Here is a 20373-nt window from a genome sequence, read left to right on the forward strand (position 1 = left end):
TGTGTCTAGATGTCCAGGACCAGCCGCGCGCCCTTGGCACGCGAGATGCAGATCTGGATCACGTTGCCGGCTGCCTTCTCGCTGGCCATCAGCACGTAGTCGCGGTGATCGATCTCGCCTTCCATCACCGGCGTCGCGCAGACGCCGCATTCGCCGCGCTTGCAGTCGTACATCGGGTCGCAGCCGTGCTCGATCAGGCAGTCGAGGATGGTCTGGTCGGCCGGCACGGTGAAGCTCTTGCCCGACTGCGCCAGCACCACCTCGAAGGGATGGTCGCCCTCTTCCACGGCCGGCGTGGTGAACAGCTCGAAATGCACGCGGTCGTGCGTCCAGCCACGCCTCTGCGTGGCCGCCAGCACGGCATCGAGCATGACCTTGGGGCCGCACACGTACAGCTGGTCTTGCGCTTCGCAGGCGTCCAGCAGCGCCTCGATGTCCAGCGGCGCACCGGCCTCGACGTCGGCATGCACGACCAGGTCATCCGCAAGCAGCGTCTGCAGTTCCGGCAGGAATGCCATGAGGTCGCGGCTGCGGCCGGCATAGTGCATGCGCACCGCGGCGCCCTCGGCCTTGCGCCGCGCCGCCATGCTGATGAGCGGCGTGATGCCGATGCCGCCGGCAATCAGCACCGCCCGCGCCGCGCCTTCGTGCAAGGGGAAATCGTTCTTCGGCGCTTCGATCGTCAGCGCATCGCCCTCCTTCAGGCCCTGGTGCATGAAGCGCGAGCCGCCACGGCCTTCATCCTCGATGCGCACGGCGATCACGTATTCGGTCGGCGCGTCGTTCACGCCCTGCTTCGCTTCGGGGCTGACCAGCGAATAGTGGCGCCAGTCTTCCTTGCCGTCGGGCAGCACGACCTTCACGCGGATGTGCGCGCCGGCGGTGAAGCCCGGCAGCACCGAGCCGTCATCGGCGCGCAGCCGGAACATGCGGATCAGCGGATTGAGCTGGCGCGCCTCCACGACACGCACTGCAAGTGTGGGAAGTTGTTCGTGTGACATTGGTGTCTTCTCTCGTGTATCAGGCGAGCGCGTAGCGGGCCAGCATGTCGCGCAGCTTGTGGCCATGCTCGTCGGCGAGCGCAGCGTCGCGAAGCTCGCGCAAGGTGGCGGGCGCCATTGCGCTGCCGGCCCGCTGCGCCGCGCCCATGACCAGCCCGTAGTTGCGCAGGCCGCGTTCATGCGTGTCGCTGTAGCCCTTGACGAGGCGCTGGCATTCGGCGACTTCCAGCGCCAGCGCCGGGTTGATCGCCGCCGTTTGCGCGATGCGTTCGAGCCAGTGCTCGATGAGCTGGTTCTCTTCCGCGAAGCGCGTCGTGGATCGGCGCCAGCGCGCGGCCGCCGCCACGCCGCGCAGCAGAAGGAAGCCGTGGATCGAGCTGGTCTGGACCACGCGGCCCTTGCGCGTGAAGCGTTCGACGAGGCGCCGCGGCGCACCCGAGTTCGTCAGCCAGCGGCCCAGTGCGCCCGGTAGCGTCTCGCAGATTTCCTGCAGGCGCGGATGCATGTATTCGTTGATGGCCATGACCTGGCCCGACTGCACGCCGGCCTCGTCGCGCACGCGGTCGAAGCGGGTGGTGCGCGTCTTCAGCGCAGCTACGCGAGCGGTGTCCTCGTACGACATCCACAGCGCCAGGTGCCGGGCGGTGTTTTGGGCGAGCCGGCCGCCGTCGTCCACCCGAAGCGCATGGATCTCGCGCATGCGGTCGAGGAAGGTGCCGGCATAGGCCGTGTCCTGGTAGTCGATGAGGCGGCGCACGCCTTCGAGCAGGATCGCTTGGGACGACGCGGGGAAGTCGCGCTGCACGCGCTCGACAAGCGCGCGCACTTGCGGATGCCGGGGCGCCGGCGCCGCACGTGCCGGCAGCGGCGTCGGCGGCGCGTCCTGCTCGGAGCCCGACTGGACGCGTTCGAAGGCTCCGCCGAACGCCTTCAGGCTCGGCTTGACGCCGACGCCGCCGCGCTCCACCGTCGCCTCGAACTGCGCGCGGCTGAAGGGCAGCACGCCGGCACCGGCCAGCGCGCCGAAGAGCACGGCGCTGATCACGCTGCCCGACTGCTCCGCCGCCTGCGCCATGTCGAACCGGATGAAGTGCTTGGCCGCCTTCCGCGCGTGCTCGACGAGCTGCGTGCTGTCGACCCGGCCGTCGCCCATCGCCGACTTCTCGGCAATCGAATACACGCGGTGCGTGGAGGCGACGAGCGTGGTGCGGTCTTGCGTCACCAGCCCGCGCTGCACGGCGCGACCCGCTTCCATCAGCTCCGACGCCAGCACCACGTCGACATCGCCCGGCAGCGGCATCAGCGCCAGCACCGGCCGGCCGCCGTCGGCATTGGCGCGGGCCTCGGGGTACAGCTCGACGTAGTAGATGGTCGCGCCGGTGCGCTGCGCCACGCCGGGCACCGAGGTGGTCTGCGCGATGTAGCCGTTGTGCTCGCCGAGGTCGACGATCCAGTCGGCCAGCACGCCGCCGCCCTCGCCGCCCATGGCGAGGATCGCGATCTTGATGGGTTGTGTGGGGTTCATGTTCGTCAGAAGGCGTAGCGCTCGCGCCGCTTCGCATCGCCGCGTTGCAGCCAGCCGATGACGGCGGCGCGAACGCGCTCGCGCAGCCGGTCCCAGCCGCTCGGGTTGCTCACGACCTGCGCCTTGTAGAAAGAGGGGCACAGCACCGCCGCATGCGAGACGTCGCCGCAGTTGCCGCAGCCGACACAGCTGTCTAGCACGGTCGCGACCGGGTCGGTGCGCAGCGGATCGGGATTGGGCTTGATCGACAGCGACGGGCAGCCGGACAGCCGGATGCACGAGTGGTCGCCGGTGCAGGTGTCCGCATCGACACCGAACTTCTCGCGCACGACGCGCTTGCCCTCGGCCACGGCCTTGCGCACCAGCGGCTTCTCGCGGCGCTGCTTGTTGAGCATGCATTCCGACTGCGCGATCAGCACCTTCGGGCCCTTCTGCTTCGTCGTCAGCGCGTCGCGCAGCGCATCGCGCATGCCGGCGACGTCGTAGGTGCGGCGGATCGTCCTGACCCATTCGACGCCGACGCCTCGCACGGCGCGCTCGATCGCGTGGCCGGTGCTGCGCGTGGGATTCAGCGCGGTCGACGAAAGGATGTCCTGCCCGCCGGTGGCCGAGGTGTAGTTGTTGTCGACGACGATGGTCAGGTTGTCGCTGCGGTTGAACACCGCGTTGGCGATGCCGCTGGTCAGGCCGTTGTGCCAGAAGCCGCCGTCGCCCATCATCGAGATGGCCCGCTTGCCCGCCTGAACGTTGAGCGCCGCCGCGCCGGCCGCGCCGAGGCCGTAGCCCATCGTGGTGTTGCCGAGGTGGAACGGCGGCAGGATCGAGAACAGGTGACAGCCGATGTCGGCGCTGATGTGATGCGGCCCCAGTTCGCGCTCGACCAGCTTGATCGCGCTGAAGATCGGCCGCTCCGGGCAGCCTGTGCAAAAGCCCGGCGGCCGCGCATGCACGCTTTCCTCGAGCGGGCGCGACGGTTCCGGTGCCGCATCGACGCCGATGTTCGCGACTTCGATCAGCGGGATGATCTTGCGCACCGGCGCGGGCACCGGCAGCGGCGCCAGCCGGCCGTAGCGCTCGAAGAACGTACGCGCGCCCTGGAGCAGCACGGCCGCCGTGTACTCGCCCGCCATCGGCAGCATGTCCTTGCCGTGGAGCGCCGCGTCGACACCGGCCTGCCGCAGGATGGCAGCCAGGTTCTGCTCGATGAAGTTCGGCTGCCCCTCCTCGACCAGCAGCACCGCGCGCTTGCCCTTGCAGAAGCGCAGCACCTCGCTGTCGATGACCGGGTAGGCCACGTTCATCACGTAGAGCGGCACCTTCGAGTTGCCGTACACGTCGGCCAGCCCGAGTCGCTCGAGCGCACGCACCAGCGTGTTGTAGCTGCCGCCCTGCACGATCACGCCGATGTCGTCCGCATCCTCGGCGAAGAACTCGTTGAGCCGCCGCTCCTCGATGAAGCGCACGGCCGCGGGCCAGCGGTCGCGCACCTTTTCCTGCTCGTGCACGAAGCTCGCGGGCGGCAGCACGATGCGGCTCACGTCGCGCTGCGGCGACTCCATGGCGTCCTTCAGCGTGAACTTCGGCGGCCGGTTGTCGGACGCCACGAACTGCCCGTGCACGTGGCAGGCGCGGATGCGCAACTGCAGCATCACCGGCGTGTTGCTCGCCTCGGAAAGATCGAAGCCCTGCTTCACCGCATCGACGATGGACGGCAGGTTCGGCCGCGGGTCGAGCAGCCAGATCTGCGACTTCATCGCGAAGGCGTGGCTGCGCTCCTGCATGATCGAGGAGCCTTCGCCGTAGTCCTCGCCGACGATGATGAGCGCGCCGCCGGTCACGCCGCCCGAAGCCAGGTTGGCCAGCGCGTCGGAGGCCACGTTGGTGCCCACCGTCGCCTTGAACGTCACCGCGCCGCGCAGCGGGTAGTTGACCGATGCCGCCAGCGTGGCCGCGGCCGTCGCCTCGCTCGCGCTGTTCTCGAAGCGGATGCCCTGCTCGGCCAGGATGTCCTGCGCGTCGGCCAGCACGTCCATCAGGTGCGAGATCGGCGCGCCCTGGTAGCCGGCGACGTAGGCCACGCCTGCTTCCAGCAAGCCCTTGGTCACGGCCAGAATGCCCTCGCCACTGAAAATATCTCCAGCGCCGAGCCGCAGCTTCTTCACTTCTTCGACAAAAGACCGCTCAGCCATGGTGCTCCTAGAAAACCCTCGGACGTGGGGGCCCGATGTGCGTATATTCTTTAGATCTGAATGTATTCACAATCATGAATAACCCTACACGAGCAAGCACCGTGCCATCCAAAAGCCAGCGTTACAAAACTGCTGCGCCGCTGCCCGAGCCGCGGCATTTCGTCGATGACTACCTGCCGGCGCTGCTCGCGCAGGCCAGCCACCTGATCTCGTCGGAGTTCCATAAGGTCGCGCGGCAGCACGGTTTTTCGGTGTCGGAGTGGCGCGTGATGGCCACGCTGGCGGGCGGCCACGCCATCAGCATCGGCCGACTCGCGCAGATCGCCGTGATGAAGCAGCCGACCGTCACGCGCATGCTCGACCGCATGACGGCCAAGGGCCATGTGGAGCGCCTGCCCCATGACAGTGATCGGCGCATCACGCTGGTGCGCATCACCGACGCCGGCGAGCGCACGGTGACAAACCTGATGGAATTGGCCCGCGAGCACGAACACCGCGTGCTGGAGCCCTTTGGATTGCAGAGCGCCGAAGCGCTGAAGAACACGCTGCGGCAGATGATCGCGCTGCACGCGGATCCGGCGGACGACGTGGATGAGGACGACGTGTAGGGCCGCACCTCCGTCTCGGCTGCAGCAACTACCGCCATTCGAGGCTGCTGGCAAACCTCCAGGGCTTGGTCGGGGGAAATTGGCCGCTTGCCTCATCGGTGCGACCCACGCCGTTTCTGGATGGCACTGCGCGGAACGCTGATCGCGTCACACGTTCATGACGCTTTCTAGCGAAAGAGCAGCGCCCGCTGGCTGCAGGACGACGGGACCGGCAAAGTCATCGAGATCACTGGGCGGGGCGTCAATTTCCTACACGACCAGAACACTGGGGTCATGCGGGTCGGCACCCCCGATCGAGGTGAAGACGAGGAAGAGCCACGCGCGAAGCCGACGAGCCTGCGCAAGCGGGTGGCTCATTCGCTTTGGCAGCGCTGGCGGGTCTCGCAGATGAGGCGCCATCTGCGCAAAGCGGGCTTCGACGGCACGATTGAATGATCAGGCGTCAACGCCGAACCTCAGCGCAGCGAGTCGAGAAAGTCGAGCACCGCCGCGGCGAAGGCTTCAGGCAACTGGTCGGGCAACGGCACCATGCCGCCCGCGATGTCGACGATGCGCGCGTCGTGCAGGTGCTCGCCCAGCTCGGCGGCATGTGAGGACGCATAGGGATCGTCTGGTGCGCGCAGCAACAACACTGGCTGCGTGACGCGACCGATGCGCTCTTCCATCCGATAGGACGCCACGGCGCGATGGCCGCCTTCGAGGTCGCCCGAGACCTTGAGCGCGTCGAGGACGAACGCCTCCAGCAAGTCGGGCCGCTCCGGCGGATAGAAAGCCTGCCTGTTGCGCCACATCTGCAGCAGGTGCGCGCCGTCGCCGCTGCGCTCGACCGCGTCGATGGGCTTGCTTGCGGCACGCGCGGCCCGGAAGGCTTCGCCGGTGAAGGGCGTGGAAGACAGCACAAGCGAACTCACGCGCTCCGGGAAGGTCGCGGCCAATTCGACGGCAATCACGCCACCGGTGTGATGCCCCACCACGTGCGCCTTCGCAATGCCCAGCGAATCCAGAAGCTCCGCCGCAATGGCGGCCCAATGCTCGATGGTCGGCGCCCACGGCGCAGGCGCCGAATCACCGAAGCCCACCGTGTCCATTGCAATCGCGTGGTAGCGCTGGCCGACCAGCGGAAGCACCGCGCGGTACTCGGCCCAGCTGCGCGGCGTCTGGTGCAGGAAGAGCACAGCCGGCGCGCTCGCCTCTCCTGCGCACGCGTAATGAACCTGCCCGACGGAAAGCTCCGCGAACGCACGGCAAATGACCGACGCGTTCAAGTCCTTCATTCAGTTTTCCACCACGCTACCGCGTGACCCGCGACGCCTGGAAACGGCGCCGTCAAATGCCGGGGATACCGCGGAACCGGCTTTGCCGGGCCGCCGGGTGCGCCCCCTCGAGGGGGAGCCGCCGCAGGCGCTTCGGGGGCGTTCCATGTCACCGCGTAGCCGCCGCGGGCGGCTGCCAAAGGCCGGCGTGCTTCAACATGCCGAGCGTGCGCAGCAGCACGTCGCTGCGGTAGGCAGCCACGTCGCGGCCGGCGTAGTCGTAGAAGCCGCTGCCGGACTTCAGGCCCAGGCGCCCTTCGCCCATCATCTTGTCGAGGATCGCCGGCGCCTTGTAGCGGTTCGCGTCGATGGACGCCGACATCTCGCGACTCGCGTGATGCAGGATGTCGCTGCCGCCGAAGTCGATGAACTCCACCACGCCGAGCGCCGCGAAGCGCAGGCCCAGCCCGTAGCGCGTCGCCTTGTCGATTTCCTCGGCGGTGGCCGCGCCCTCCTCGATCATGCGAGCCGCCTCGTTCATGATGAGCGCCTGCAGCCGCGGCACGATGTAGCCCGGCGTCGGCCCGCACACCACCGGCAACTTTCCGATCGCTTCCATCAGCGCCTTGGCGCGCGCCAGCACGGCCGGGTCGGTGCCGGCGTGATAGCTCAGCTCCACCACCGGGATCACGTACGCCGGGTTGAGCCAGTGGATGTTGAGGAAGCGCTCCGGCCGCTTCACGAACTCCGCGATCTGCGTGACCAGGATGCTGCTCGTGGTCGATGTGAGGATGGCGTCGTCCCGGCAATGCGCGTTGATCTGCGCGAAGGCCTCGCGCTTGGCTTGCAGGGTTTCGGGCACGCCTTCGAACACGAGTTCCGCGGCGGCCAGTGCGCGCGGCGCGTCGGCGGCCCGCACGACGTCGATGCGCGCCACGATCTCCGGCACCAATTCGAGCGGCATCACGCCCAGCGACGCAAGTCCGGCGAGGCTCGATTCGACCTCTGCGATCACTTCGCCGTGCAGCTTTCGCCAGGCCTCGTCGCTGCGCTCGCGCAGGTCGACCAGCGACGCGCGATGACCCGCATACGCAAAGGCGATCGCGATGCCGCGCCCCATGCGCCCCGCGCCGACCGCCGCCACGCGCGGCAGCGATGCGTTCACCGGATCACGCGCCGTCATGGAGCCGTTCTTTCAGCGCATCGCGGCTCAGGCCATTGAGGCCCAGCGCGTCGAAAGTGCGCGGCCCCTTGCGCAGGTCGCGTCCGAGGAAGCCACCCACGATGGCCAGCAGGCCATGCGCGATCGGCGCGTCCACGCCGGCATGGCGCGCTGCCGAGGCCAGGAAGGCCAGGCCCAGCTCGGTGTCCTCGGTGATATAGCGGTGGCCATACAGGTCGATGTTCTCGCGCCAATCGCCCGACTTGACCAGCTGCTTGTGCGCATCGCCGTACATCCACTTGTCATTGTTGTAGTGATCGGACAGCGGATAGTGCGGCCCCGCATGGCCGAAGGCCTCGCGTACGGCGATGCGTTCGTTGTCGAGCTGGTCGGTCACGGCGCGCACGGCCTTCTGCGTGCCTTCGTTGTGGATGTCCCAGCGCTCGAAGTGCTGCAGCGGCGCGGCGTTCATCACCATCAGCGGCGGATGGATCACCGGCCCCGCGTTCATCAGCGCGCCAGACAGCGCATCGCCGCAGCCATGCACGCTGGGATAGGCCTGGCGGATCACCTCGATCGCTTCCTTCTCCTTGCGCGCCGGGTACACGCCGGTGGGCAGATGGATCGCGCGGATCGTCACGTTGACCTCGCGCTCCCCGTGCTTGCGCGCCAGGTAAGGCAGCGTGCCGGTCTCGGCCCAGGCCACGTCAGCCTTGCTGCCGGCCTCGCGGGCGATCTGCGCCATGACGTAGCTGCCGAAGGTGCCCGGCGGCAGGAACACCACCTGTCCGTCGGCCAGGTGCGGCGCCATGGCGCGCGCGATATCGGCCTGGGCAATGGCCGGCGAGGGAATCAGGACGAGCTGGGCGCCGCGCATGGCGTCGCCGATGTCGGCCGTGGCCTTCGCGATCTGGACGTCGCGCGCGCCCTGCGCGTCCTTGAGGTGGATCGACCCTGCCGCGATGACGGCCCCCAGCGCTGCCGCATCGCGGCGCCAGAGGCGAACCTCATGACCGGCTTCGGAAAGGTCGGCAGCGGCGGCGTAGCAGCCGTGGCCTCCGCCCAGGATTGCAATTTTCATGAAGCGACACCCCACAGGATTCGAGATTGATGATTTACCGACGGCCGTGTGCCAACACACTGCTTCCGCGTCGGGCCTAGGTACATTACTTTTCACATGTTTAGATGTCAATCAGTTTCAGCCCGCATTCGGCGTTCGAATTGAAAGGCCCGAAGGCTATGCGCCGGTGCCGCGCGTCGCGTACCCTGCGGCTTTGCACAACCAAGGGGATTGCGCATGGCCAGCTTCAACAAGTACCGCGCCGGCGGGTCGTTCCGGCTCGCGGACATCAAGCCGGGCGCAACGCCCTTCAAGGAAGGCTCCCGCAGCGAACAACTCGCGCAACTCGACGCGCTGGCGCTCCAGCTCGACGTGTTGCAGAACCTGCTTCATGCGGAAGGCAGCCGCAAGCTGCTGCTGGTGCTGCAGGGCATGGACACCAGCGGCAAGGACGGCACCATCCGCTGGGTGTTCTCGCGCACCTCGCCCCTGGGCGTGCGCGTGGCTGCCTTCAAGGCGCCCTCCCTCGACGAACTGGCGCACGACTACCTGTGGCGCTGCCATGCCGTCGTGCCGCGCTCGGGCGAAATCATGGTGTGGAACCGCAGTCACTACGAAGACGTGCTGGTGACGGCCGTCGAAGGCTGGATCGACAAGAAGGAACTGCAGCGCCGCTACGCCCAGATCAACGACTTCGAGCGGCTGCTCAGCGAAACCGGCACCGTGATCGTCAAGTGCATGCTGCACATCAGCAAGGATGTCCAGCGCGCACGCTTGCAGGAACGCATCGACACGCCAGGGAAGCACTGGAAATTCGCCCTCGGCGACCTCGATGCGCGCAAGAAATGGGACGACTACCAGAACGCCTATGAAAAAGCGCTCGGCGCGACATCGACCCGGCATGCGCCCTGGTACGTGATTCCGTCCGACAGCAAGACGCACCGCAACCTGATGGTCGCGCGCCTGCTGATCAAGACGCTGCAGGACATGAAGCTGAAGGAGCCACCGGCCGACCCGGGGCTCAAAGGGTTGATCGTCGAATGACCCGTGCACCGGCCCCGCGGCATCCGAAATGATGCCGGTCGACACATGAACGTCTGTACAAACGGTCAGTTGCGAGTCATATTGCGGTTCGTACCGTGTAGGACAACGGCTTACAGCCCGATACCACCACACACTCCGCGCAGCCCGGCGCAAGACCAAGGACAAATCGGATGCCCAAGCTCATCGTGATGCCCCATCCGGGCAAGACCAAGCTGATTCCGGTGGAGGCGACCAACACCAAGATAGGGCGGGCCAACAGCAACGACGTCGTCGTCGATTCAGAGCGCGTCAGCCGCTTCCACGCGATCTTGACCATCGAAAACGGCCGCGTCTGGATCCGCGACCTGAAGAGCAGCAACGGCACCTTCGTGAACGGCCAACGCGTGGAGTCGCGGGCCCTTTCGAACGGCGACACCATCCACGTCGGCGACTGCCCGCTTCGCTTCCTTGCCGGAGAACAGACAGTGACGCCAGCCGAAGCACTGCGGCTCATGTCGATACCCGGTGGGCTGACGGACCTGGGCAAGCTGCATTAGCCGAGACCGCGCTGATACGCCCTTCGTCGCAAAGGCCGACACGAGGCGTCTTTCCAGCTCTCGAGGAAAGGCCGACCGCAATAGCGCTTCGGCTGTGGCAACCTCGCCTCGGAATCCGATGGAGCGCTAAAAATCGACAGCGCGCCTGTCAGCCACGACGTCAGACGCTGGCGCCGCTGCCGAGGGTCGCTGGGATTTTTCACCCCCCTTCCAATAGACAGCGAATGAAGGCGGGGCGCCTCTCGATTGTTCTGATTCCGGTAATGCCAATCTACCCTCCAGCTGGATCTGCTTGCGACGCGTTTCGTGATCGATCACATGGCCGCTCGATCACTGGCACCAAGGTGGTCCGGCCCCTGCTTCGCGGCCGCCGCCAAGGCGCTCCTGCCTTGCGCGGCCCACGCACCGGCCAGAAGTTATAGAGCCTTGCGCCCCGCCTTTGATCGTCCTACGCTCGGCGCCCCGAGTGCGTTTTGGCTGGCACATTGCGAGCCCACTCAAGGCCTGTGGCGGCAAGAGCGCATGCTCTGCAGCTCCGGCGAACTGCTGCAATGGAAACCCGGCGAACCCTCACGCCGCGGTGCGCGATTCCCGTCCCGATTCAAGCCGTCGCAATGTCGCGATGGGCTGTTCGTCATCTGCCGGAGGAAGTTCACCATGCCATCAGCATTGCTGTCTCCAGGTGTCTACATCGAAGAGGTTGCGAGCGGGGTCCGAACGATCACGGGCGTCGCCACGTCGATCACCGCGTTCGTTGGCCGCACCTCGCAGGGCATCGTCAGCGAGCCCGCGCTGATCACGAGCTTCGGGGATTTCGAACGGCTGTTCGGCGGGGTCCAGTTCGACTACCCGCTGAGCTACGCGGTACAGGACTTCTATCTCAACGGCGGCAGCCAGGCGATCATCGTGCGGCTGGAGTCCGGCGCGGTCGCGGCCAGCGCCCAGTTGCCCACGGGCGGCGCCAACAACGAGGCGCTCAGGCTGCTCGCCAGGAGCCCGGGCACCTGGGCCAATTCGCTCACGGTCACATCGGACAACGCGACCGGCACGCCGAGCGACACCTCGCTGTTCAACCTGACGATCGTGCAGGCCGGCGGCGCGACCGAGAAGTTCCTCAACGTGTCGTCGAGCGCGAGCAGTGCGCGCTTCGTCGCACGCGTGCTCGACAGCGGCTCGCTGCTGGCCACGCTGCCGAAGGACGCCAGCGGCAACTGGGTGGCGCCGGCGGCCCGGCCGACGGCGGGGAGCGCGGCCTTCAGCGGTGGCGTGGACAGCGCGAATCTCGCCGACAGCGACTACGTCGGCTCCGCGGCGCTGAAGACCGGCTTGCATGCGCTCGAAAAAGCGAGCCTGTTCAACCTGCTGTGCATCCCGCCGGACGAGCGCGGCGGCGACACGTCTTCACCCGTGTACCAGGCCGCGATGGCGTACTGCGCAACGCGGCGCGCGGTGCTGCTGGTCGATCCGCCCGTGGCATGGGGCCTGATCAAGGAAACGGCAGCCGCGGCGGCATCGGATGCGACAACGGGCGTGGCGAGCCTCGGACTGACGGGCGAAGCCGCGCGCAATGCGGCGCTGTTCTTCCCGCGCGTCATCAAGTCCGATGCGCAGTTGAATGGTCAGCTCGACGTGTTCGCGCCATGCGGCGTGGTGGCGGGGATCATCGCCCGCACCGACAGCACGCGCGGCGTCTGGAAGGCGCCCGCGGGCCTGGACGCGGCGCTCAACGGCGTGCAGGGCCTGCAGGTCAACCTCACCGACGGCGACAACGGCGTGCTCAATCCGCTGGGCATCAATTGCCTGCGCGCATTCCCGGTCACGGGCCGCGTCGTCTGGGGTGCGCGCACGATGCGCGGCGCCGACCTGATGGCCGACGAATACAAGTACCTGCCGGTGCGCCGGCTCGCGCTGTTCATCGAGGAAAGCCTCTACCAGGGCATGCAGTGGGCGGTGTTCGAGCCGAACGACGAACCGCTGTGGTCGCAACTGCGCCTGAACATCGGCGCCTTCATGCAGGGCCTGTTCCGCCAGGGCGCGTTCCAGGGCAGCACGCCGGCGGCGGCCTACTTCGTGAAGTGCGACAGCGAGACCACGACGCAGAACGACATCAACCTTGGCGTGGTCAACGTGCTGGTCGGGTTCGCGCCCCTGAAGCCGGCCGAATTCGTGGTCCTGCGGCTGCAGCAAATGGCCGGCCAGATCGCCGCCTGAAGGAGGAAACGTCATGGCCCAGTTCAGCGTCAATCCCACCCGCTTCGACCCCTACAAGAACTTCAAATTCCGCGTCAAGTGGGACGGCCGCTACGTGGCCGGCATCAGCAAGGTCGGCGGCCTGAAGAAGACCACCGAAGTGGTCAAGCACCGCGAAGGCGGCGACCCGAGCACTTCGCGCAAGTCGCCCGGCCGCACCGAGTTCGACGCGATCTCGCTGGAGCGCGGCGTGACGCACGACCTCGAGTTCGAGAAGTGGGCCAGCAAGGTCTGGAGCCTGGGCGCGGGGCTGGGCTCGGAGGTCTCGCTGAAGGACTTCCGCAAGGACATCATCATCGAGCTCTACAACGAGGCGGGCCAGAAGGTGCTGGCCTATCGCGTGTACCGCTGCTGGGTCTCGGAGTACCAGGCGCTGCCCGACCTGGACGCGAATGCCAACGCGGTCGCCATCCAGCACATCAAGCTCGAGAACGAAGGCTGGGAACGCGACGTCGCGGTGGTCGAGCCGTCCGAGCCCTCGTTCAACTCCTGAGCGGCGCACTTTCACTTTGCCTGCGCAGAACTCTCATGACCCACCTGGCCGACGCGGATCTGCTGGCGGTCTGGGAGCGCATGCGCCGCGCGCCGCTGCCGCGAAGGGTTGCGGCATTGCTCGCGGCCACGACGCCGCAGGGCGTTGCCGCTGACGTCGGGCGCCTGAGCCTGGGCGAATCGAACCGGCGCCTGCTGGCGTTGCGCAACGGCATGTTCGGTGCGCGGCTGTCGTGCGTTGCGAACTGCGCGCATTGCGGCGAACGCATCGAGTTCGATCTCGACGCGGACGAGTTGGCGCACAGCCTGCGAGCGCCGGAGGATGCAGCGTCGCTGCGCGTGGAGCAGGACGGGTTTGCGATCGATCTCACGCTGCCGACGGTCGACGACTGCATCGCGGCTGCAGCGTCGGGGGATGCGGATGAAGGGTATCGCCTGCTGATGGAACGCTGCGTCCGTGGCGTGGGGCCGGATGGCCTGGAAGTCGTTGCCGATGCGCTGCCCGACGACTTGAAGAACGTCGTCGAGGACCGGCTGGGTTCCGCCGATCCGGCGGCCGAGATGGTGCTGTCCTTCGATTGCCCCGCCTGCGGTCACGCATCGCGCGCACCGCTTGACCTGGCGGCGTTCTGCTGGGCCGAGATCGAGTCGCGCGCGCCGAGGCTGCTCGAAGAAGTGCACATCCTGGCATCGCGGTATGGCTGGTCGGAGGCGAGCATCCTCGCGCTGAGTCGCGTGCGGCGGCAGCACTACATGGAGCTGGCGAGGTCATGAGCGGATTCCTCGAACGGCTGGCGACGGCAATGACCGAAGGCGCGTCGGTATCGGCCATCCGCCCTCGGCAAGCGTCGCGGTTCGAGCCGGTGACTGCAGCCGATGCGACGATTGCCGCAGGGTCCGTCGAAGCCGAAACGGAAGTGCGGGCGCCCTCGCCTGCGCGACGCGCGGCACCGGCCAGCGTGCATGCGGACGGACCGCGTGCCGAGGTGACGTCGACGGCAGAGCGCGCGACGACGGTGTCGACGCCATCAACGTCGATCGCCTCCGAAACGGCCGCGGGGCCCACTCAGCCGCTGCCAGGGCAAACACCGCAGAAGGTTTTGCCACCCACCCGCGGGCCCACAGAAGGCATGGCGCGTTCGTCGATCGCCGACCGCGAATTTGCGCGCGCGACGACAGGGATGCCCGGCCCCGCACAGCCCACGCACCCTCTCGCGAGCACGCCATTGCCCCCTGTCGAAGGGGCCGAGCCGATCACAGGCCCCGCCATTCCGCGGCCGTTCGCTGAAAAGGCGCAGCAATCCCGTGCGGCTGCGCGGCCCGTAGACGCCGCACGCGGCGAATCGCACGTCGTAGCGCCGCGCGAACGCGTGTACGTGTCGCTCCACGCGCCCGCTTCCGCGTCAACGCCGGCACCTGCACCGGCAACTGCAGGGCCACCGCCTCCGCGCGCCATACCGACTGCCGCCACACGTGAATCCGCCGATCCCACTGTCGTCGAAATCAACATCGGCACCGTCGAAGTCCGCAACCCCGCACCCGCACCCGCTCCGCGTGCCGCACGTCCGGCCCTCGGCCGCGCGGGACCACGGCTCGGGCTGCAGGCCTACCTCGAGCGCCGCTCACGGAAATGAGCACCGCCCTCGCCATCGCCTGCGTCACACGCACGCTGCGCAGCCTCATCGACCAGGCGCTGCAGGTGGCACCGCCTGCGAACCTCCCGGCCGACGTCTTGCCGACGGGGCAGATGCACGTCACCACGCTGCCGCTGGACCGCGTGCGCGCCGTCAACGCCAACGGCAATGTGCTGAACCTGTACCTCTACAGCACCGTGCCCAACCCGAGCTTTCGCAACAGCCTTCAGCCTTCGCGCGGCGCGGACCTCGCGGCGGCGCCGCTGGCGCTGAACCTGCACTACATGCTCACGGCCTATGGCCAGGACGACAACGAACTCATCTCGCAATTCATGCTGGGCCGCGCGATGCTCGCGCTGCACGACAACGCGGTGCTGATGCCCTCCGACCTCGCCGACGCGCTGGCCGGTGGCAATGTGCAGGACCAGATCGATCGCGTGCGCATCACGCCGCATCCGCTCGGCTTCGAGGAGATGTCGAAGTTGTGGCTGGCCTACCAGACGCAGTACCGGCTCTCGTCGGCGTACGAGGCATCCGTGGTGTTGATGGACAGCGCGAAGCCGGTGAGCGTGGCACCCCCGGTGCGCACGCCCATGGTCGTCGTCAAGACGCTGCAGCGCCCGGCCATCGATTCGCTGTCGCCGCAGATCGCCGCGCCAGGGGACAGCATCACGCTGCGGGGCGCAAATTTTGGCGACCCGTCGACACAGGTCATCGTAGCGGGCATAACGGTTGCGCCGGACAGCGCCAGCGCCGACACGCTCACTTTCACCTTGCCCGCGAACGCGCCGGCCGGCGTCGGCACGGTGAAGCTCGTGCAGCAGGTCGCGCTCGGTGTGCCGCCGGTCGTTCATCCCGGCGTCGGCATCGAGTCCAACGCGATCGCCTTCATGCTGAGCCCGGTGATCACGACCGCGTCGCCGATCAGCGTGGCGCGTGGCGCGGTGTTGCAATTGGGCGTGTCGCCGCCGGTGGGCGTGGCACAGAAGGTGGTGCTGCTGCTGGACGACATCGCCGTTCCGCAGCAAACGCATGCACCGGGCGACCCGGCGACGAGCCCGAACGTATCGTTCCCGATTCCCGCCAATTTCGCAGCACGCAGCTATCTGGCCCGCGTGATGGTCGACGGTGCTCCCAGCCCGCTGACCATCGACACGGTGCCCGCGAGCCCGACTTTCAACCAGGCCATCGGCCCGACGGTGACGCTGATATGAAGCCCACCCCCGAAGCGCCTGCGGCACTTCCCCCTCAAGGGGGCGCACCCAGCGGCCCGGCAGAGCCGGTTCCGCGGGGGGAATGGACCACCCCCGAAGCGCCTGCGGCACTTCCCCCTCGAGGGGGCGCACCCAGCGGCCCGGCAAAGCCGGTTCCGCGGGGGGAGTGGACCACCCCCGAAGCGCCTGCGGCGCCTCCCCCTCAAGGGGGCGCACCCAGCGGCCCGGCAAAGCCGGTTCCGCGGGTGCCCACGAACAGACTTCGCCGTGCTCGTCCTGGATTCATGCGTCGCGGAAGACGCTCGGCGTCATGGAGCACTGACTTGAAACAGCGCCAATGCTTGCCGCGTTCGATGCCGCATGACGCGATGCGTCAGGGGCGGGATCACGCCGACGGCGTGATCCATCACAGCCGGTGGTTGATCGGCCGGCACGACGCAGCGTGTCCTGGGCCGAGGGCATCGGGTGTTCCCCGCAGCGAAATAAAGGAGGAGGCCGAAGGCCGGGGGACATTCGCGGAGGGGAATACCCGGTGCCCTCGGCCCGCGCCCCTGTCCGCATTCCGTGCAACAACGGGGAGTTAGCACATGAAGTACCAGGTGAACATTTCGAAGGTGGTGGTGAACCATGGCGCCGGCTCGGCGGTCTCGCAGGCATCTGTGCAGCAACCCGCACAGGCTGCCGCACGCCGCGTACGTGCCGCCGCGCCCGGCCTCGCCACGGCCGACCTCGATACCCGCATCGCGGCCGCCATCACACAGGCCATCGCCAATGCCAACGCACGAAGGAGCCCAAGATGAGCGCTTTCCCCGGCTCCCCCCGTCTGCTCAAGGGCGCGATCGTTGGCATCGACCTGTTCAACCCGCTCGCGAGCATCATCTCGTTCCAGTACAACCCCGACACGATGACGCGCACGCTCGAAGCGCAGACCACGCGCAGCGACGATGGCGACCGCGGCGAGGCACTGCGACTGAAGGGCGCGCCGGTCGAGACGATCACGCTCGACATCGAGATCGACGCGACCGACCAGCTCGAGCAAGGCAACGCGCTGGCCACGGGCACGGGCATCTACCCGCAGCTCTCGGCGCTCGAGATGCTGGTCTATCCCAAGAGCGCGCTGGTGATCGCGAACACCGTGTTGCTGATGGCCGGCACCATCGAGATCATCCCGCCCTCCGGACCCTTCACACTGTTCATCTGGGGGCCGCAGCGCGTGCTGCCGGTGCGCGTGGGCAACTTCTCGATCGTCGAGGAAGCCTATGACGCGAACCTGAATCCGATCCGCGCGCGCGTGTCGCTGGGCCTGCGCGTGCTGAGCTACAACGACCTGCCGGTGACGCATCCGGGCTATGCGCTGTTCCTCGCGCACCAGGTCGGCAAGGAAACGATGGCCACGCTCAAAACGGTCGGCAACGTGCCGTCGTCGGGTGGCCTTTCGTATGCGCCGGGCATCGGCACCTCGATCTGAGACAGCGATCATGGCCACCACCAGCCGCTACGCCAACCTGCCGGTGCTGACACGCATCGACGCCACCGGCCGCATGACGAGCTACTTCAGCCGCCGCATGCTGCCCCAGGGCAACGACATGCCGCTGCTGGTCGGCGTGACGGTGACGCAGGGCGACAGGCTCGACCTCATTGCCGCGCGCACGCTTGGCGACCCGGAGCAGTACTGGCGCATCTGCGACGCCAACAACGCGCTCGACCCCTTCGACCTGACGGCCACGCTCGGGCGCGTGCTGCGCATCGCGGTGCCGCAGTTCTGAACCGGCAACAGGCGCCACCATGGACTTCCTCGGCATCCACCTCACGCTGCTGATCGGCCCGTCGGTGCCGGTGCCGGCGCCTGCCCTGCTGATGGAAGCGCTGGAAGGCGTGGAGGTGAGCACCGGCGGCGAGCGCTCGGGCTTCCAGATCAGCTTCCAGGCCGGCCGCTCGGGCCCCGCCGACCTGATCGACTACAGCCTGCTGGCCAGCCCGTTGCTGCAGACCTGGAACCGCGTGATCCTGATCGTGACCTTCAATGCCACGCCGCGCGTGCTGATGGATGGCTTCGTCACGCAGCGCGAGTTCTCGCCCAGCGACGAGCCGGGGCAGTCGCGCGTGACGCTGACCGGCGAGGACGTGAGCGTGAAGATGGACCTGGCCGAGCAGAGCACGCTGCATCCCGCGCTCGACGACAGCCTCATCGCCCTGAAGCTGATCGCCGAATACGCGAGCCTCGGCCTGACGCCGATGGTGATTCCGCCGATGGTCATCGACCCGCCGCTGCCGATCGACCGCGTGCCGGCGCAGACGCACAGCGACCTCGGCCATCTGCAGAAACTCGCGACGCGCAATGGCTACGTCTTCTACGTCGTGCCCGGCCCGGTGCCGATGGTGAACACGGCCTACTGGGGGCCGCCGGTGCGCGTCGGCCTGCCGCAGAGCGCGATCACGGTCAACATGGGACCGAACACCAATGTCTCGCGCTTCAGCGTGCACAGCGATGGCCTCGGCCCCGTGCAACTTGCCGGCCAGGTGCAGGACCGGCTGACCAACCAGGCCCTGCCGGTGAACCTGTTCGCCAGCCTGCGCCCGCCGCTGGCCGCGCTGCCGGCCTGGCTCATCAGCCAGCCCAATGTGCGCACGCGCCAGTTCCGCGAGTCGGGCGTCGACACGATGCAGGCCTTCGGCCGCGCGCAGGCCGAGGTGGAGGATTCGATGGACGCGGTGCAGGCCACGGGCGATCTCGACGCGCTGCGCTATGGCGACCTCCTGCAGCCGCGCGGCCTCGTCGGCGTGCGCGGCGCGGGCTACCTGCATGACGGGCTGTGGTACGTCAAGAACGTGACGCACCGCATCCGGAAGGAAAACTACACCCAGTCGTTCACGCTGACGCGCGAGGGCTGGGGGTCTACTGTTCCGGCGGTGATTCCATGACGCAGTTCTACGGCAAGTACCGCGGCAAGGTCGAGAACAACATCGATCCCATGATGCTCGGGCGCGTGCAGGTGAGCGTGCCGGCCGTGCTCGGCTCGGGCACGCTCAGTTGGGCGCTGCCCTGCGCCCCGTATGGCGGCTCTGGCATCGGCTTTTTCGCGGTGCCGCCGATCGGCGCGAATGTGTGGGTTGAATTCGAGGCCGGCAGCATCGACATGCCGATCTGGAGCGGTTGTTTCTGGGACGCCACGGGCGGCCCGCCCACGCCCGCCATCCCGCAGAACAAGTTCTTCAAGACCGAGAGCATTTCACTGCAGATGAGCGACCTGCCGGGGGCCGGCGGATTCACGCTGCAGGTCGGTGCGCCTGCCGTGCCGGTGCCGCTCACGCTGACGATGGACGCGAGCGGCATCAAGCTGGCGATGGGTGCGTTCAGCGTCGCGCTGACGGCTTCCGGCGTTTCGATCAACGACGGTGCGCTGGAGGTGATCTGATGCCCGGCTTCCTCCTCCACCTGGGCGCCGGCGTCACCTGCGTGCATGCGGGGCAGGCAATGCCGAGCGCGCCGTTCCCGCGCGTGATGCTGAGCAAGCAGCCTGTGACGACGGTGAGTGCTGCCTACACGGTGGCCGGCTGCGTATTCAACGTGTCGGGCTCGCCCTGCCCCTGCATCAGCGCCCAGTGGGTGACGCAGGCCACGCGCGTGATGGCCAACAAGCAACCCGTGCTGCTCGCCGACAGTCAGGCCGTGTGTGCGCCCAACGGCACCGGCGTGCTGATCACGACGACGCAGGTCCGTGTGAAGGGGATGTGATGCAACTCGGCTATCCCTATGGTTTCGACGCGCAGGGCCGCACGGCACAGGCGCTGGGCGACGATCACATTCGCGACCTGATCGAGCAGGTGCTGTTCACCTCGCCGGGCGAGCGCCTGAACCGCCCGACTTTCGGCACCGGGCTCGCGCAGTTGCTGTTCGCGCCGACGGGGCCGGAGCTGGCGACCGCGACGCAGTTCCTCGTGCAGGGCGCGTTGCAGCAGTGGCTGGGCGATCTGGTCAAGTTCACGGGGCTGCAGGTCGATTCGTCGGATAGCACGGTGACGGTGACGGTGCAGTACGTCGTGCTCGCTACGCAGCGGCAGATCTCTGCCGAGTTCACTCGGGGAGGTGCATAGGATGACGGCTTGCGTTTCGACTCGTTGGGGTGCGCGTGATTCGGGGTTGGGGCGCGATCACGCCGACGGCGTACTCCACTCCGCGAATGTCCCCCGCCGTCAACCTGCGGTTGCCGGCTCCTCCTTTATTTCGCTGCGTGGAGCACACCATCGACGTGATCCGGACGCGCTGTCGTTGATCGGCCCGCACAACGCACCGTTCCACGTGCCGAGGGTGCTGGGTATCCCCCGCAGCGAAATAAAGGAGGAGCCGAAGGCGGGGGACATTCGCGGAGGGGGATACCCAGCACCCTCGGCACGCACCGCGGTG

Annotated in this window: 22 protein-coding genes; 16 read left to right on the top strand and 6 right to left on the bottom strand. The window is 67.6% G+C overall.

The window, feature by feature from the left end; all coding sequences use genetic code 11:
• Positions 1-5: 5 nt before the first annotated feature.
• The 3 genes from WKW80_RS09640 to WKW80_RS09650 are packed head-to-tail and all read right to left on the bottom strand — an operon-like array spanning position 6 to position 4715.
• Complete coding sequence (locus WKW80_RS09640; RefSeq protein WP_340363347.1) at positions 6-1001, bottom strand: PDR/VanB family oxidoreductase; 996 nt, start codon at positions 999-1001, stop codon at positions 6-8.
• Between the two features lie 19 nt (positions 1002-1020).
• Positions 1021-2526: an indolepyruvate oxidoreductase subunit beta family protein gene (locus WKW80_RS09645; protein WP_340363348.1), complete on the bottom strand. Its 1506-nt coding sequence runs from the start codon at positions 2524-2526 to the stop codon at positions 1021-1023.
• 5 nt (positions 2527-2531) lie between these two features.
• Positions 2532-4715 carry a thiamine pyrophosphate-dependent enzyme gene (locus WKW80_RS09650; protein WP_340363349.1) on the bottom strand — a complete coding sequence of 728 codons (2184 nt, stop codon included), beginning with the start codon at positions 4713-4715 and terminating at the stop codon, positions 2532-2534.
• A 101-nt stretch (positions 4716-4816) separates the two neighbouring features.
• On the opposite strand from WKW80_RS09650, the gene WKW80_RS09655 reads away from it, so the two are divergent.
• A complete protein-coding gene (locus tag WKW80_RS09655) occupies positions 4817-5323 on the top strand; it encodes a MarR family winged helix-turn-helix transcriptional regulator (RefSeq protein ID WP_340363350.1) in 507 nt (168 codons plus the stop codon).
• A 273-nt stretch (positions 5324-5596) separates the two neighbouring features.
• The gene (locus WKW80_RS09660) at positions 5597-5758 is read left to right on the top strand and encodes a hypothetical protein (protein WP_340363351.1); all 162 of its coding nucleotides are present in this window, start codon (positions 5597-5599) and stop codon (positions 5756-5758) included.
• Between the two features lie 20 nt (positions 5759-5778).
• On the opposite strand, the gene WKW80_RS09665 is transcribed toward WKW80_RS09660, so the two are convergent.
• The 3 genes from WKW80_RS09665 to WKW80_RS09675 form a co-directional block, all read right to left on the bottom strand.
• Positions 5779-6597, bottom strand: coding sequence for an alpha/beta fold hydrolase (locus WKW80_RS09665; RefSeq protein ID WP_340363352.1), 819 nt, complete (start codon positions 6595-6597; stop codon positions 5779-5781).
• A gap of 148 nt (positions 6598-6745) precedes the next feature.
• On the bottom strand, positions 6746-7759 hold the full coding sequence (locus tag WKW80_RS09670) for a 3-hydroxybutyryl-CoA dehydrogenase (RefSeq protein WP_340363353.1): 1014 nt from the start codon (positions 7757-7759) through the stop codon (positions 6746-6748).
• Positions 7746-8819 (bottom strand): NAD/NADP-dependent octopine/nopaline dehydrogenase family protein, encoded by a 1074-nt coding sequence (locus WKW80_RS09675; protein ID WP_340363354.1) that lies wholly within the window; start codon positions 8817-8819, stop codon positions 7746-7748. Before WKW80_RS09675 ends, WKW80_RS09670 begins: the two co-directional genes overlap by 14 nt.
• A 216-nt stretch (positions 8820-9035) precedes the next feature.
• Here WKW80_RS09675 and WKW80_RS09680 point away from each other — a divergent pair, with 216 nt between their 5' ends.
• The 14 genes from WKW80_RS09680 to WKW80_RS09745 all read left to right on the top strand — a co-directional run bounded on the left by WKW80_RS09680 (position 9036) and on the right by WKW80_RS09745 (position 20063).
• Complete coding sequence (locus tag WKW80_RS09680; protein ID WP_340363355.1) at positions 9036-9842, top strand: PPK2 family polyphosphate kinase; 807 nt, start codon at positions 9036-9038, stop codon at positions 9840-9842.
• A 170-nt stretch (positions 9843-10012) separates the two neighbouring features.
• Positions 10013-10378, top strand: coding sequence for an FHA domain-containing protein (locus WKW80_RS09685; protein ID WP_340363356.1), 366 nt, complete (start codon positions 10013-10015; stop codon positions 10376-10378).
• A 657-nt stretch (positions 10379-11035) separates the two neighbouring features.
• Positions 11036-12589, top strand: a complete 1554-nt coding sequence (locus WKW80_RS09690; protein ID WP_340363357.1) for a phage tail sheath family protein — start codon at positions 11036-11038, stop codon at positions 12587-12589.
• 13 nt (positions 12590-12602) lie between these two features.
• Positions 12603-13121: a phage tail protein gene (locus WKW80_RS09695; protein ID WP_340363358.1), complete on the top strand. Its 519-nt coding sequence runs from the start codon at positions 12603-12605 to the stop codon at positions 13119-13121.
• A 35-nt stretch (positions 13122-13156) separates the two neighbouring features.
• Complete coding sequence (locus WKW80_RS09700; protein ID WP_340363359.1) at positions 13157-13894, top strand: T4 family baseplate hub assembly chaperone; 738 nt, start codon at positions 13157-13159, stop codon at positions 13892-13894.
• Positions 13891-14754 carry a hypothetical protein gene (locus WKW80_RS09705; RefSeq protein ID WP_340363360.1) on the top strand — a complete coding sequence of 288 codons (864 nt, stop codon included), beginning with the start codon at positions 13891-13893 and terminating at the stop codon, positions 14752-14754. Before WKW80_RS09700 ends, WKW80_RS09705 begins: the two co-directional genes overlap by 4 nt.
• Positions 14751-15968: a Pvc16 family protein gene (locus WKW80_RS09710; protein WP_340363361.1), complete on the top strand. Its 1218-nt coding sequence runs from the start codon at positions 14751-14753 to the stop codon at positions 15966-15968. The genes WKW80_RS09705 and WKW80_RS09710 overlap by 4 nt, the downstream gene beginning before the upstream one ends.
• 587 nt (positions 15969-16555) lie before the next feature.
• A complete protein-coding gene (locus WKW80_RS09715; RefSeq protein ID WP_340363362.1) occupies positions 16556-16768 on the top strand; it encodes a hypothetical protein in 213 nt (70 codons plus the stop codon).
• Positions 16765-17436 (top strand): hypothetical protein, encoded by a 672-nt coding sequence (locus WKW80_RS09720; protein WP_340363363.1) that lies wholly within the window; start codon positions 16765-16767, stop codon positions 17434-17436. Before WKW80_RS09715 ends, WKW80_RS09720 begins: the two co-directional genes overlap by 4 nt.
• A gap of 10 nt (positions 17437-17446) precedes the next feature.
• Positions 17447-17734: a LysM peptidoglycan-binding domain-containing protein gene (locus tag WKW80_RS09725; protein WP_340363364.1), complete on the top strand. Its 288-nt coding sequence runs from the start codon at positions 17447-17449 to the stop codon at positions 17732-17734.
• Positions 17735-17753: 19 nt separating this feature from the next.
• A complete protein-coding gene (locus WKW80_RS09730) occupies positions 17754-18890 on the top strand; it encodes a hypothetical protein (protein ID WP_340363365.1) in 1137 nt (378 codons plus the stop codon).
• Complete coding sequence (locus WKW80_RS09735) at positions 18887-19384, top strand: phage baseplate assembly protein V (protein WP_340363366.1); 498 nt, start codon at positions 18887-18889, stop codon at positions 19382-19384. Before WKW80_RS09730 ends, WKW80_RS09735 begins: the two co-directional genes overlap by 4 nt.
• Positions 19384-19704 (top strand): hypothetical protein, encoded by a 321-nt coding sequence (locus tag WKW80_RS09740; RefSeq protein ID WP_340363367.1) that lies wholly within the window; start codon positions 19384-19386, stop codon positions 19702-19704. Before WKW80_RS09735 ends, WKW80_RS09740 begins: the two co-directional genes overlap by 1 nt.
• Positions 19704-20063 carry a GPW/gp25 family protein gene (locus WKW80_RS09745; RefSeq protein ID WP_340363368.1) on the top strand — a complete coding sequence of 120 codons (360 nt, stop codon included), beginning with the start codon at positions 19704-19706 and terminating at the stop codon, positions 20061-20063. The genes WKW80_RS09740 and WKW80_RS09745 overlap by 1 nt, the downstream gene beginning before the upstream one ends.
• Positions 20064-20373: the final 310 nt, after the last annotated feature.

The sequence above is a fragment of the Variovorax humicola genome (assembly GCF_037889915.1).
In the GTDB taxonomy this organism is placed as follows: Bacteria; Pseudomonadota; Gammaproteobacteria; order Burkholderiales; family Burkholderiaceae_C; genus Variovorax; species Variovorax humicola.